This is a genomic window from uncultured Pelagimonas sp. (assembly GCF_947498515.1).
Classification (GTDB): Bacteria; Pseudomonadota; Alphaproteobacteria; order Rhodobacterales; family Rhodobacteraceae; genus Pelagimonas.
The window spans coordinates 117,327-130,834 of the sequence record NZ_CANMKO010000009.1 but is presented as its reverse complement, the minus strand read 5'-3'; the positions used below and the strand labels follow the sequence as shown (position 1 = coordinate 130,834).

Genomic DNA, 13,508 nt, shown 5'->3' with positions numbered 1-13,508 from the left:
GCCCGTTAATCTCCCCCCAAAGGCCCGCTTTTTCATGGGAAAATCACTCTCTGACACTTAGGAAACTCAGGACTCCAAATTAGAACGAAACGTGAATATGCTACCCCCATGTTTGCCGAACTTAGCATCACATCCAACTTCACCTTTCTCACCGGGGCCTCCCACCCCGAGGACTACATGGACCGTGCCGCCCTGATCGGGCTCAGTGCAATTGCCATTGCCGATGTGAACTCCGTCGCCGGGATCGTGCGCGCCCATACCAAAATGCGTGACATCGCCCGACAGGTTCGCGAACGGATCGACCTTGAAACCCGCGATGGCCCCATTGGCCCACCGGCCCCCAAGCATCTGGCCAAACCAGCCTCACTTCCCATCACCAATGTGCCCCGCCTCATCCCCGCGGCCCGCCTGTGCTTTACCGACGGGATCGAGGCCACCGCCCTCACTGCCACCCGTCAAGGCTGGGCGACCCTGTGTCGACTGCTCTCCACAGGACGGTTGCGGGCGGAAAAAGGCAGCTGCACGCTCCATATGTCCGACCTTCCCGATGATCTGAGCGGGCTGATCCTGATCCTGCACCCCTCTCCACAAATGCAACAGCCGCCGCGCGGCGCGGACATGTGGCTGCAACAGGCGCAACAGCTGACGCGCCGCCTCCCCCAGAACACATACCTCGCCCTGTCGCCGCAATATGACGGACAAGACCCCCAGCGCTTTGACCATCACGCCGAACTGGCCCAAACCCTGAACATCCCCACCGTCGCCAGCGCCGCGCCGCGTATGCATCATGGCCGCCGCCGTCGCCTTGCCGATGTTCTCACGGCCATTCGTACCGGCACCCGCGTTGATCGGCTTGGCCGCAACAGCCTCGCCAATGGCGAACAACGCCTGCGTTCAGAAACCGAGATGCGCAAAATCCTCGGCCCCCATAGCCCCCATGCCGAAGCCGTGACACGCGCCGCCCAACTCGCCGAACGCTGTCAATTTGATCTTGCCAGCCTGCGCTATGAATACCCCTCTGAAATCACCGACGATGAAACCCCCAAAGGCCGCTTGCGACGCCTCTCCGAAGACGGCCTGCGCTGGCGCTATCCCCATGGCGCACCGGACAAAGTGCGCGCCATGCTCGAACATGAACTCACCCTGATCGGCAAACTGAAATACGAACCCTACTTCCTCACCGTGCGCGACATCGTCGCCTTTGCCCGATCCCGCGACATCCTGTGCCAAGGGCGCGGCTCTGCGGCCAATTCCGTGGTCTGCTACTGCCTTGGAGTGACCTCGGTGAGTCCCGAAATCGGCACGATGGTCTTTGAACGCTTTGTCTCAGAGGCCCGCGATGAACCGCCCGACATTGACGTTGATTTCGAACATGAGCGCCGCGAAGAGGTCATACAACATATCTACGAACGCTACGGCCGCCACCGCGCCGGGCTTTGTGCCACGGTGATCCACTATCGTGGCAAACGTGCCATCCGCGAAGTCGGCACCGCCATGGGCCTATCCCAAGACACCATCGGCGCGCTCAGCTCCCAACTTTGGGGCTTCTTCTCTGCCAAAGGGTTAGAAGAAAGCCGCATGCGTGAGATCGGCCTTGATCCCAATGATCGCCAGCTGCAACTCACCCTTGAACTGGTCTATGAAATCATCGGCTTCCCCCGCCACCTGTCCCAACATGTTGGCGGTTTCATCATCACCGAAGGCCGCCTTGATGAGCTGGTCCCCATCGAAAACGCCAGCATGGATGAACGCACCGTGATTTGCTGGGACAAGGATGACATCGACGCGCTTGGCATTCTCAAGGTCGATGTTTTGTCCTTGGGCATGCTCACCTGCATCCGCAAAGCTTTCGATCTCATCACTCGCCATCACGGCCCATCGCATACGCTCGCCAACCTCCCGCAAGAGGATCCGCGCGTGTACGATATGCTCTGCCAAGCCGACAGTATCGGGGTGTTTCAGGTCGAATCCCGCGCACAGATGAACTTCCTGCCGCGGATGAAACCCCGCAATTTCTACGATCTGGTCATCGAGGTCGCCATCATCCGCCCCGGTCCGATTCAGGGGGACATGGTCCACCCCTATATTCGCCGACGTAATGGCGAAGAAGAGGTTAGCTTCCCCTCCGACGCCCTTGGTGCGGTGCTGGGAAAAACCATGGGCGTGCCGCTGTTTCAGGAACAAGCCATGCAAATCGCCATCATCGGGGCCGGGTTTTCCCCCTCCGAAGCTGACAGATTGCGCCGCTCGCTCGCCACTTTCAAGAAACACGGCAACGTCTCGGAATTTCGTACCCTCTTCATGCGTGGTATGCGCAAAAACGGCTATGAGGAAGACTTTGCCGCCCGTTGCTTTTCCCAGATCGAGGGCTTTGGCTCCTATGGCTTTCCCGAAAGCCACGCCGCCAGTTTTGCGCTCTTGGTCTATGCCTCAGCTTGGATCAAATGCCACCATCCCGGCATCTTTGCCTGCGCGCTGCTCAACTCCCAACCCATGGGCTTTTACGCCCCCGCGCAAATCGTCCGCGATGCCCGCGAACATGGGGTCGAGGTGCGCCCGGTTTGCATCAATGCCAGCTTTTGGGACAATATGATGGAACCTGACGACGATGGCGGGCTGGCCCTACGGCTCGGCTTCCGCCAGATTAAAGGGCTTAGCGAAGAAGACGCGGGATGGATCACCGCTGCACGCGGCAATGGCTATCAATCGGTACGCGATGTCTGGCGCAAGGCCGGGCTGGGGCCGGACATCCTCACCCGCCTCGCCGAGGCCAACGCCTTCACCAGTACCGGCCAAAACCGCCGTGACGCCCAATGGGACACCCGCGCCCTAACCAAAGGGCCTGAACTCCCGCTCTTTGCTCTGGATATGGATGGGGAGGCCATCGCCGAACCAACCGCCAACCTACCCGAAATGACGTTTGGGGAAGCTGTGGTCGAAGATTACGTCGCCACCAGACTGTCTCTGCAAAACCATCCTGTTGGCTTGTTGAGACCCATCCTAACACCCGAAGCACAAACTGCTGGCAAGGGGGCTGGCCCCCTCTGCGGGTAAACCCGCACTCACCCCCAGGATATTTAGCGAAAGAAGAAACCATCAGTAAGCCTTCTTCTTTCCTCAAATATCACCGCCGGAGGCAACCTCATATCCAAGCAAATACTTTCTTTGTTGAACGCGACATGTGCCAAGTGCGCCAACGCGAAGCCCCCGCACAAGGCGGGGGCTGAGGCATCAAGCGCGGGCCTTGGCCCGCCCCTTTTGACAGTTCAATCAGATACCGACCTTGATGATCGCATCCGCCAGAATTGGAACCGATTGCTTGTTCAAACCAGCGATATTCAGGCGGCTGTCACCGACCATATAAATCGCGTGCTCTTCACGTAATTTCTGCACCAGTTCAGGAGCCGCCCCGAGACGCGAGAACATGCCACGGTGCTGCGCAATGAAACCAAACCGATCCGAACCCGACGCCCGCTGTAGCTCGGCGGCAAGCTGTTCACGCAGGCCCAGCATCGAGGTCCGCACCTCTTCCAGCTCCTTCGCCCAATCCGCGCGCAGCACTGGATCAGTCAGAACCATGGTCACAACGCGCGCGCCGTGATCTGGTGGAAAGGAATAGTTCTGGCGGTTCAAAAACGCCAATGTGCCCTGGTTGAGCTTGGTTTTGGACGCATCTGCCGCAACCGACATCAACAAGCCAGTGCGTTCGCGATACACGCCAAAGTTCTTGGAGCAACTGGCCGCGATAAGGCATTCGGGCACGGATGACGCCACCAAACGCACCGCCGCCGCATCTTCTTCCAGACCGTCACCAAAGCCCTGATAGGCGATGTCGATCATCGGAACCGCACCGGTTTTGTTCAACAGGTCGACAACCTCTTGCCATTGGCTCAGGTTCAGGTTTGCCCCGGTTGGGTTGTGGCAGCAGCCATGCAGCAAAATGATATCGCCAGGGCCGGCCTTAGCCAGATCTTCCAGCATACCGTCGAAGTTCACTCCGCGGGTTTCGCCATCGAAATAGCGATAGGCCACGGTTTCGATACCGAGGTATTTCAGGATCGACACGTGGTTCGGCCAAGTCGGATCAGACACGAAAACCCGCACGTCGGATTTCGCCAGACGGGCCAGCTCAAACGCCTGACGCACGGCACCGGTGCCGCCGGGTGTTGCCACAGCGGCGACGTTCTCACGGGCAACTGAATCAGACAGAACCAGATTGATCATCGCATCGCCAAACGCCGGATCACCGGCAAGACCGGTGTACGCTTTGGTGTCTTGCTCTTCCCACAGCTTCTTTTCCGCTGCCTTGATCGCGCGCATCACAGGCGTCTTGCCCGTTGCATCCTTGTAGACGCCAACACCGAGGTCAATTTTATCCTCGCGCGGATCTTCACGAAAAAGCTGCATCAACTGCAGGATTTTATCGGCAGGTTGCTCTTTGAGAGTTTCGAACATCAGTCTTCTCCGGTGGCGACGGGCAGAGTGGGGAACTGCCCCCATTCGCTCCAAGACCCGTCATAAAGGGAATGATCCCGCTTCCCCAGCACCTCAAGCGCTAGGTTGATAATGGTTCCGGTCACACCAGACCCGCAGGATGTGATGGCAGGTTTACCAAGATCAACACCCGCCGCAGCAAAAGCCGCGCGCAATCCGTCTGGGTCTTTCATCGTGCCATTTTCAGTCAATAGCATCCCAAAGGGGACGTTTTTAGCGCCGGGAATATGGCCCGACCGCATGCCTTCACGCGGCTCTGGCTCCTCACCTCGGAAGCGGCCAGCCCCACGCGCATCAATGAGCACATAATCGCGCAGCTTAGAGGCCGCCGACACTTGGGTGACATCTTTGACCAAATGGGCCTGACGGCGCACGGTCATGTGGCGATCTCGGATCACCGGGGGCAGGTCTTCGACCTCACGCCCTTCGGCCTGCCATTTCGGCAAACCGCCATCCAGAACCGCAATGTTGTCTTGCCCCATCAAACGGAACAACCACCAAACACGCGCCGCCGAGAACAGACCCATACCGTCATAGACAACAACCTGATGGCCATCACCAACGCCCATTGCCCGCAGGCGTGACATGAATTTTTCAACCGTCGGAGCCATATGCGGCAGATCGGACCGATTGTCAGACACGTCATCAATGTCAAAGAAGCGTGCGCCGGGAATATGCGCGGCGTCATATTCGGCCTTGGGATCGCGGCCCATGGCGGGCAGATACCAGCTGGCATCAAGAATGCGCAGATCGGGGTCTTTGATATGCTTGGCCAACCATTCGGTCGACACAAGGGTTTTGGGATCGTCGTAAGACATGGCATACCCCCGGTGTGATGGATCATTGTGTCCATAGGCCCGGGGGCAGCGTCATGCAAGTCAGACAGCGCAAACAGCTGCTTAAAATGCGCTTTAGCCGGTGATTTTGTTGCGGATCATCCCAACAATCGCCAGAACCACACCACCACCTACGCCGCCACCGGCAACTTGGGTGAGGATCGAGCCAACATCGAACGAGCCCATCGCCCCGGCCGCGCCTTCCATCCCGCCAACGCCCAGCGCCGATAGAATCGTGCCACCAAGGCCACCGCCGACAATCCCGGCAAGCGAGTTGATAAGCACGCCTTGGTTGAGGTTCTTAAACAAACCACCAGCGGCGTTGCCACCAATCGCGCCTGAGATCAGACCAATAATCATTTCCATGAGTGTTCCCTCCACACCGTCCCGAATTGATCGGGGTTACGGCGCAGAACGTACAGATTGGGCGCTAACAGCGGTACGGGAAGAACGCGGCGGCGTTCCCCCTTTAGCTTTGCTTAAGCAAACGCGCCTTTTGGCGGCCCCAATCACGCTTGGCATCGGTTTCGCGTTTGTCGTGGTTTTTCTTACCCTTAGCGATGCCAATTTTGATCTTCACGATGCCCTTGTGGTTGAAATACATAACCAGCGGCACAAGGGTCATCCCCTTGCGCTGGGTGTCATTCCACAGGCGCGACATCTCTTTGCGCGACACCAATAGCTTGCGGCGCTTGCGCTCTTCATGGCTAAACATCGCCCGGTCATAGGGTGCGATATAAGAGTTCACGAGCCACAGCTCACCCTCTTCGACGGCGGCATAGCTTTCGGCGATATTGGCGGAGTTCACCCGCAGGGATTTCACCTCAGAGCCCGACAGGATGATGCCGCATTCGATGTCATCGGCAATCGCATAGTCATAACGCGCGCGCCGGTTTTCGGCGATCACTTTGTAATTCGGGTCTGATACGGGTTTCTTAGCCATAGCGCGTAGATAGTCATTGCACTAAGCCATGTCCATCCGTTGCCCGACCCAATGCCACATCGCGATGCCAAAACTGACTTGCGCAAAGCCATCTTTGGCCCGACCCTCATTTCAAAGTGTTTTCAGGAGACCGCTATGACCCGCGAAATCATTCCCGAAGGCTATGGATCAATCACACCGTATTTTACCGTGCCCGATGCCGACGCGTTCATAAAATTTGCTAAGACCGTTTTTGGCGCCAAAGTCATCAAAGATGATCGATATGAAACCGGTCGCATCCAACACGCCCGCCTATGTGTTGGCACCTCAATTCTCATGCTGAACGAAGCAAACGAGGATTACCCGGCCAACACCTCACAAATGCATCTTTATGTGGATGATGCCGATAGCTGTTGCAAAGCAGCTCTGGCAGCGGGGGCAACATCCCTCATGGCCCCGAACACCCGGCCCCATGGCGATCGCATGGCCGGGATCAAGGACCCGAGCGGCAATGTCTGGTGGCTTGCTACACCAAAGACCGTCTAGACGTAGACGGTGATGTGTCTCGACACTTTACGTCTTGTCTTTGTTCTTATCCCGCGCCGCTTTTTCTTCCTTGGTGAGGGTTTGCCCCCATGTCCCTTTTGACAATCCCAGCTCGGGCTTTGGCGGTTTGGTTTTGCCTTTGGTGACCTTGCCGCCTTTTTTCAGAAATTCCTGAATAAGCGCATCATCGGTGGTGTCTTTGGGCACATGTTTCATGGCAATCATCCCTTTCGAGGCAGGCTAACCCCACCCTAGCCCGCCAAAATGAAATTACCACGACATTCATCGCCGCAGGTTACGACCCGCGATAGGTCGAATAGCCATAGGCCGACAAAAGCAGGGGCACATGGTAATGGGCGTCTGCATCCGACATGCCAAAGCGGATTGGGATTTGATCTAGAAACAGCGGGTCATCCCCGTCCTGCCCGGTCGCGCGCAAGTAATCACCGGCGAAAAAGATCAGCTCATACGTCCCGGTTTTAAAATCTTCGACCGGCAGAATCGGCGCATCGGTTCGCCCATCGTCGTTGGTCACCGTTTCGGCAATCTTGCGGTGCGAATTACCCGAAACGCGATAAAGCGCGATCTTGACCCCTGCGGCGGGCACACCGCGCGCGGTGTCCAAAACATGCGTAGTTAGGTATCCATTGGCCATAACCTGCCCTCCTTTTCGACATTTACTGCCATTTCCGACCAAGTCTTGCGCAGTTTGCGTCTACAAGTCTTTTCGGAAAATCTTGAAAATCCTATCTGATTATTCGGATAGTCTATGGGATTAATACCCCTAGGGAGAGTAAAGTAAATATGAACCGCTATCCCCGCGATATGGTTGGCTACGGCCCCAATCGCCCCGATCCGCAATGGCCCGGCGGCGCTAAAATCGCTGTGCAATTTGTTCTGAACTATGAAGAAGGCGGTGAAAACTGCCTGCTGCATGGGGACGGCGGGTCCGAAGGGTTCTTGTCTGATATTCCCGGTGCCCAGCCTTGGGACAATCAGCGCCATTGGAACATGGAATCGATCTATGAATACGGCGCGCGGGCGGGGTTTTGGCGGTTGCATCGCCTGTTCACCGGGCGCGATATCCCGGTCACAATCTACGGGGTAGCCACGGCCTTGGCGCGGTCCCCCGAACAAGTAGAGGCGATGAAAGCCGCCGATTGGGAGATCGCCAGCCACGGGTTGAAATGGGTCGAACATCGCGACATGCCCGAGGCCGACGAACGCGCCCAGATCGCCGAGGCAATCCGCCTGCACACCGAAGTTGTCGGGGAACCACCGCGCGGTTGGTATACCGGACGGTGTAGCATGAACACGGTCCGCTTGGTGGCCGAAACCGGCGCGATTGCCTATATCTCAGACACTTATGATGACGACCTCCCCTATTGGTCGCAAATTGGCGGGCGCGATCAGCTGATCATTCCTTACACGCTCGAAGCCAATGACATGCGGTTTTCCGGTGCGCCGGGTTGGGTCACGGGGGGTGACTTTGGTGACTACCTGATTGACGCCTTTGACACGCTTTATGCCGAAGGGGTCGAAGGCCAAGCCTCGATGATGTCAGTGGGCTTGCATTGCCGTCTGATCGGGCGCCCCGGCAAAATCGCAGGCCTGAAAAAGTTCCTCGATCACATTGCAAAACATGATGATGTCTGGACGCCACGCCGGATCGACATTGCCGACCACTGGGCCGCCGCGCACCCGCCCAAACCCCAGAACCGCCCATCCCAAATGGCACGCGAAGAATTCGTCGCCCGCTTTGGCGGCGTGTTTGAACATTCTCCATGGATCGCCGAAGGGGCCTGGGACCTTGAGCTTGGCCCGGCCCATGACCGCGCTGCCGGGGTCCACAATGCCTTGGCACGTATTTTCCGTACCGCCAGCGACGAACAACGCCTTGGCGTCTTGCGCGCCCACCCGGATTTGGCCGGAAAACTGGCGCAGGCCCAGCGCCTAACGGCCGAAAGCACATCGGAACAAGCCGGTGCTGGCCTTGATGCCTTGACCGATGCCGAGCGCGCCCGGTTCACGGAGCTCAACACCGCCTACACCGAAAAACATGGCTTTCCATTTATCATTGCGGTGCGTGACTACGACAAAGCCGGCATTCTCGCCGCTTTTGACCGCCGCATCGCCAATCCAACACAAACTGAATTCAACGAGGCCTGCAAACAGGTCGAACGCATCGCGCGCCTGCGCCTTGAGGACATGATATGAGTTACGCGTTTCCGCCCGGCGGGCTTCCCGATCAATCGCAAAACCCCGAAGGCACCGCCATTTTCACCGAGGCTTATGCCGTGATCCCGGCGATCACCATGCGCGATATCGTGACGTCCTTTTTGCCCGGCTGGCGCGACACCCGTGTTTGGATCATTGCGCGCCCGTTGACCGGATTCGCAGAAACCTTTGCGCAATATGCGGTCGAAGTCGCCCCCGGCGGCGGGTCGGACAGCCCCGAACCCGATCAGCAAGCCCAAGGCATCTTGTTTGTCACCAATGGCACGATGGCGCTGACCATCGACGGCGCGTCCCATTCCCTATCGTCCGGCGGCTACGCTTATATCCCGGCGGGTAGCACATGGGCCCTCACCAACCCCGCCGACACAGCGCTTAAATTCCACTGGGTTCGCAAACAATGGGAACCGGCCCCCGGCATCGAAAAACCGACGGCTTTCGTCGCATCTGATCAAGAAACACCCATCAACCTGATGGCCAATACCGACAAATGGGGCACCACCCGTTTTGTCGAACCCGATGATTTACGCCACGACTGCCACGTCAATATCGTCACCTTCCAACCCGGCGGGCTAATCCCATTTGCCGAGACCCATGTCATGGAACATGGGCTATATGTGCTCCAAGGCACCGCCCGCTATCTGCTTAACAAAGACTGGGTCGAGGTCGGGCCGGGTGATTTCATGTGGTTGCGCGCCTTTTGCCCACAGGCCTGCATTGCCACCGGCGACGAACCGTTCCGTTACCTTCTTTACAAAGACGTCAACCGCCACCCCGCCCTTCATCTCGCCAAATAAACGATGAGGAGCGCGAGAGGCTGACCCCTCGCCCCGATATAGGAAACATCATGCAAACGATCCAAGCCTTGCCCTTAACGGCCGCCGCTTTCGCCCCGTTTGGCGACGTGCTTGATTGCTCGGGCGCGCCGGACAAGATTATCAATGCGGGGATGTGTAGGCGCTTTCACGATCGGGCGACTTTGGATTTCGGGCCTGAGGGGCGCGCGGGGCTCAATATATTTAGCGCCGAACCGCGTAGCCTACCCTACACGCTCGACCTGCTTGAACATCATCCCGAAGGCTCTCAGGCGTTTATTCCGATGCATCAAAACCCTTGGCTGGTCATCACCGCCGACGCCGGTGACACGCCCGGAAAAATCCACGCCTTTCTGGCCGAACCCGGTCAGGCGATCAACTTTCACCGGGGCACGTGGCATGGGGTTTTGACCCCGCTGCACGCCCCCGGTCTTTTTGCCGTCCTCGATCGGATCGGCAACACCACCAATCTAGTCGAACACAGGATGGAGGAGCCTGTGCTCATCACCGGCCCATAAGGCCACCCCATGGTGGACGGCTCCAAAAGAAAGGCCGCCACCCCAACCGAGAGGACATTAAATGACAACCGGAAACGCGCTAGGGACGCCAGAACAGCTGGCCGATCCCAACTTTACCCCGCCTTTGGCAAAGGCCGTGCCACTGGGCATTCAACACGTGCTGGCGATGTTTGTCTCAAACGTCACCCCCGCTATTATCATCGCCGGGGCCGCGGGCTTTGGCTTTGGCTCGGATCAGGGGGCACTCGGTTTCCCTGACATGACCTATATGATCCAAATGTCGATGCTATTTGCGGGCATCGCAACCCTGTTTCAAACCATCGGCATGGGTCCGGTTGGCGCACGTTTGCCCATCGTCCAAGGCACCTCGTTTGCCTTCCTGCCTGTGATGATCCCCGCCGTGGCGGGCCAAGGAGCCGGGGCCATGGGGGCCTTGATGACCGGTGTGGTTATCGGCGGCATCTTCCACTTCATCCTTGGTACGGTCATCGGCAAAATCCGCTTTGCCTTGCCGCCACTTGTCACCGGCCTGATCGTGTTGATGATCGGCTTGGCCTTGGTCAAAGTCGGCATTCAGTATTCTGCTGGTGGTGTGCCTCTCAAAGGCAAACCCGAATACGGCACGCTCGCCATGTGGTTCCCGGCCATCGTGGTGATTGTCGTCACACTGGCGCTGAAATTCTTTACCAAAGGCATGCTCTCCGTCGCCGCCGTTCTGGTCGGCATCATCGTTGGCTATGTTGTGGCACTGGCCATGGGTCAGGTGAATTTCGGCAATGTTGGCAAAGCCGCGCTCTTTGCCCTTCCCGAACCGTTTAAATGGGGTTGGGAGATCAACTGGGCCATCGTGATCGGCATGTGCTTTATGGCGGTAATCTCGGCCATCGAAACTGTGGGTGATACATCCGGCATCACCAAAGGCGGCGCAGGTCGCGAAGCCACCGACAAGGAAATCACCGGGGCCACCTTTGCGGACGGTCTTGGCACAACCATCGCCGGTCTGTTTGGCGGTCTTCCCAACACCTCCTTTAGCCAGAACGTCGGCCTGATCTCCATGACCGGCATCATGAGCCGCCATGTGGTCACAATCGGCGCGATCTTCTTGATCCTTGCGGGTTGTGTGCCGATGATTGGCGCGATCATCCGCACCGTTCCGATCAATGTTCTTGGCGGTGGAGTGATTGTCATGTTCGGCATGGTCGCGGCGGCAGGTATCAACATGTTGTCGGACGTGACCTGGGATCGTCGCAACATGGTGATCTTCGCGGTATCCTTGGCGGTTGGCCTTGGCCTGCAACTGGAACCCGATGCATTGCAGCACTTGCCTGCAACGGCAAAAATCCTGATGACCTCCGGCCTGCTTCCTGCTGCGGCGCTGTCGATCATCCTGAACTTGGTTTTGCCCGAAAACTTGGACTGACCGAACACAAAGAAGGGCCCCAAGATCTGGGGCCCTTCACGCAGGGGCGGGACAGGCCCCCATCCCTCGCCCATGCGAGGGACTGCTCGTTTTAGACGTTACCGACGACCGGAGACGCGGAAACCGTGGTTGCGCAGGCAGCGTACGCCATAACCTTTGCGCTTGTTGCCACGCTGCCAGAACGATGTTTTGCAGGCTTTGGGCAACCGCTTGAACCCACGATAATTATGCTTGAGGCAATTGCGCGTCGCGACCCGGCGGCGGTCTGACTTTTTGCCGTGGGTTGAGCGGATACAATGTTTGGGAATCGGCGGCTTTTTGGTTTTGTACCCACCGTGGCCACCATGACCGCGTCCGTTATCGCGCCCGTGGCCAATGATAACCTTGCCGCCATTGTTGCGTTCGGCTTCGCGGATCAATTCGTTGAGTAAGTAAAAGGTCGTCGCGCCGATCACCACTTTCTTAAAGGCATCATTGTTATTGCGCGCTTGGGCTGGGGCGGCGGCGAGCGCCGTGATCAGGGCAGCGGCGGTCAAAACACCGGTTATGAACTTGGCAGACATGTTGTTCTCCTCTCGGGTTTAAATCCTTGCGCTGCAGATCAGCGCCGATAGACCAACCCTGCCCTTCCCCCTCGAAATCGGGCAATAACAGCGCTTGGTTATCAAATATCCGCCCTGAAAAAGCTCATCGTTGCTGCGTGTTATTGAATTTCATCGCCGCTCGGAGCAGGTTGGGGACATGAGACATTTCATAGCCCCCCTTCTGATCGCGCTCGCCCTTCCCACCGGAGCGATGGCCGATTGCTTTGTCGAATACAAAGCCAAAAAGGATAATCCCCTCCGCCTTCACTACGGCATCCTGTCACTTCGGGGGTCTTGCCCAAGCGCGGGACAAGCCGCAGGATTGGCAAGCCGGCGGGTGTCTGCCGGTGGTTGGACCTTGCTGAATGTTGTGGGTCTGTCACAAAACCCGCCTTCGGGCGCGAAAAAGGCAAATGCTGGTGAGTACTACCTCCGTTACTGACAGCCTGCGCGCAGGCAACCGGATCGTCACTATTGGGATCGCCGTCATCGTGGCGATCCTTGTGCTGTCTGGTGTGATGCTTTTGTTAACCCTGCCCGACGCCAACGCGTTTAATGCGCGGGTCGAAAAGATCTTTGTCGAAAACGATAACCTCACCGCCCAACCCGTGGTGAAACTGTTGGAGATTCTGGCCCAAAGCGGCACCGCCTTTGGCGACACGCTGACAAGCTATCGCATGGTGATCTTTGTTTTGTTGATTTTCGCCGCCGCCATGTTGATCGCCGCAATGGTGTTTCTTGTGATGCTGGTCGCGCTAAACCGGCGCATGGCGACAATTGAGCGGTCGGGCATCGAAGTCAGTTCCTTGGTGATCTCGCGGGCAGAGAACAAAGTGTACCTGAATACGATGGGGTTCAAATTAACCGACGCGATGATGGAAACCATGGCGGTTTTGGCCGAGGCGCGGATGGATGATGACATCATGACCGGGGCCCAGATCGAAGCGGTGATTTCGGGGCGCAATGAAACCGATTGTGAAGAGGCCGCGGGTGCGACACGCATCAAGCGGTTGCGTGATGGGTTAGGCAATCAGTTGGTCTCGGAACTTTTGGTCAAGAACATTGCGCGGCGTGGCTATGTTCTTTCAATCGACAAAAGCGTGATTGAAGTATCGTGATGGATTTCGCAGTGCCTTAG

15 protein-coding genes are annotated in these 13,508 nt (G+C 57.6%); 8 read left to right on the top strand and 7 right to left on the bottom strand.

The features are described 5' to 3' along the window. Positions 1-108: 108 nt before the first annotated feature. Positions 109-3,054, top strand: a complete 2,946-nt coding sequence (locus Q1A43_RS17310) for an error-prone DNA polymerase (RefSeq protein ID WP_299937234.1) — start codon at positions 109-111, stop codon at positions 3,052-3,054. A gap of 216 nt (positions 3,055-3,270) precedes the next feature. On the opposite strand, the gene Q1A43_RS17305 is transcribed toward Q1A43_RS17310, so the two are convergent. The 4 genes from Q1A43_RS17305 to smpB form a co-directional block, all read right to left on the bottom strand. Continuing rightward, positions 3,271-4,455, bottom strand: a complete 1,185-nt coding sequence (locus Q1A43_RS17305; protein WP_299937232.1) for an amino acid aminotransferase — start codon at positions 4,453-4,455, stop codon at positions 3,271-3,273. Then, the gene (gene sseA / locus Q1A43_RS17300; protein ID WP_299923065.1) at positions 4,455-5,312 is read right to left on the bottom strand and encodes a 3-mercaptopyruvate sulfurtransferase; all 858 of its coding nucleotides are present in this window, start codon (positions 5,310-5,312) and stop codon (positions 4,455-4,457) included. The genes Q1A43_RS17305 and sseA overlap by 1 nt, the downstream gene beginning before the upstream one ends. A 93-nt stretch (positions 5,313-5,405) precedes the next feature. Next, entirely contained in the window at positions 5,406-5,696 is a 291-nt protein-coding gene (locus Q1A43_RS17295) for a hypothetical protein (RefSeq protein ID WP_299923063.1), read from the bottom strand. Positions 5,697-5,799: 103 nt separating this feature from the next. Beyond that, a complete protein-coding gene (gene smpB / locus Q1A43_RS17290) occupies positions 5,800-6,273 on the bottom strand; it encodes an SsrA-binding protein SmpB (protein WP_299923061.1) in 474 nt (157 codons plus the stop codon). Positions 6,274-6,324: 51 nt separating this feature from the next. On the opposite strand from smpB, the gene Q1A43_RS17285 reads away from it, so the two are divergent. Beyond that, positions 6,325-6,798 (top strand): VOC family protein, encoded by a 474-nt coding sequence (locus Q1A43_RS17285; protein ID WP_299937230.1) that lies wholly within the window; start codon positions 6,325-6,327, stop codon positions 6,796-6,798. A 27-nt stretch (positions 6,799-6,825) separates the two neighbouring features. On the opposite strand, the gene Q1A43_RS17280 is transcribed toward Q1A43_RS17285, so the two are convergent. Together Q1A43_RS17280 and uraH are read right to left on the bottom strand one after the other, a co-directional pair. Further along, positions 6,826-7,014 carry a hypothetical protein gene (locus Q1A43_RS17280; RefSeq protein WP_299923059.1) on the bottom strand — a complete coding sequence of 63 codons (189 nt, stop codon included), beginning with the start codon at positions 7,012-7,014 and terminating at the stop codon, positions 6,826-6,828. A gap of 79 nt (positions 7,015-7,093) precedes the next feature. Continuing rightward, positions 7,094-7,453, bottom strand: coding sequence for a hydroxyisourate hydrolase (gene uraH, locus Q1A43_RS17275; protein ID WP_299923058.1), 360 nt, complete (start codon positions 7,451-7,453; stop codon positions 7,094-7,096). Between the two features lie 149 nt (positions 7,454-7,602). Between uraH and puuE the strand changes: the two genes are divergently transcribed. The 4 genes from puuE (at position 7,603) to Q1A43_RS17255 (ending at position 11,786) form a co-directional block, all read left to right on the top strand. Then, the gene (gene puuE, locus Q1A43_RS17270) at positions 7,603-9,015 is read left to right on the top strand and encodes an allantoinase PuuE (RefSeq protein WP_299937228.1); all 1,413 of its coding nucleotides are present in this window, start codon (positions 7,603-7,605) and stop codon (positions 9,013-9,015) included. Further along, a complete protein-coding gene (locus Q1A43_RS17265) occupies positions 9,012-9,830 on the top strand; it encodes a bifunctional allantoicase/(S)-ureidoglycine aminohydrolase (RefSeq protein ID WP_299937226.1) in 819 nt (272 codons plus the stop codon). The genes puuE and Q1A43_RS17265 overlap by 4 nt, the downstream gene beginning before the upstream one ends. A 50-nt stretch (positions 9,831-9,880) precedes the next feature. Beyond that, positions 9,881-10,366 carry an ureidoglycolate lyase gene (locus tag Q1A43_RS17260; RefSeq protein WP_299937224.1) on the top strand — a complete coding sequence of 162 codons (486 nt, stop codon included), beginning with the start codon at positions 9,881-9,883 and terminating at the stop codon, positions 10,364-10,366. A 61-nt stretch (positions 10,367-10,427) separates the two neighbouring features. Beyond that, complete coding sequence (locus Q1A43_RS17255; protein WP_299923050.1) at positions 10,428-11,786, top strand: nucleobase:cation symporter-2 family protein; 1,359 nt, start codon at positions 10,428-10,430, stop codon at positions 11,784-11,786. 98 nt (positions 11,787-11,884) lie between these two features. Here Q1A43_RS17255 and Q1A43_RS17250 read toward each other — a convergent pair whose 3' ends face one another. Further along, entirely contained in the window at positions 11,885-12,349 is a 465-nt protein-coding gene (locus Q1A43_RS17250; RefSeq protein ID WP_299923034.1) for a hypothetical protein, read from the bottom strand. Positions 12,350-12,527: 178 nt separating this feature from the next. On the opposite strand from Q1A43_RS17250, the gene Q1A43_RS17245 reads away from it, so the two are divergent. Both Q1A43_RS17245 and Q1A43_RS17240 read left to right on the top strand, forming a co-directional pair. Then, positions 12,528-12,812, top strand: a complete 285-nt coding sequence (locus Q1A43_RS17245; RefSeq protein ID WP_299937222.1) for a hypothetical protein — start codon at positions 12,528-12,530, stop codon at positions 12,810-12,812. Beyond that, on the top strand, positions 12,784-13,488 hold the full coding sequence (locus Q1A43_RS17240; RefSeq protein ID WP_299923030.1) for a hypothetical protein: 705 nt from the start codon (positions 12,784-12,786) through the stop codon (positions 13,486-13,488). Before Q1A43_RS17245 ends, Q1A43_RS17240 begins: the two co-directional genes overlap by 29 nt. Positions 13,489-13,508: the final 20 nt, after the last annotated feature.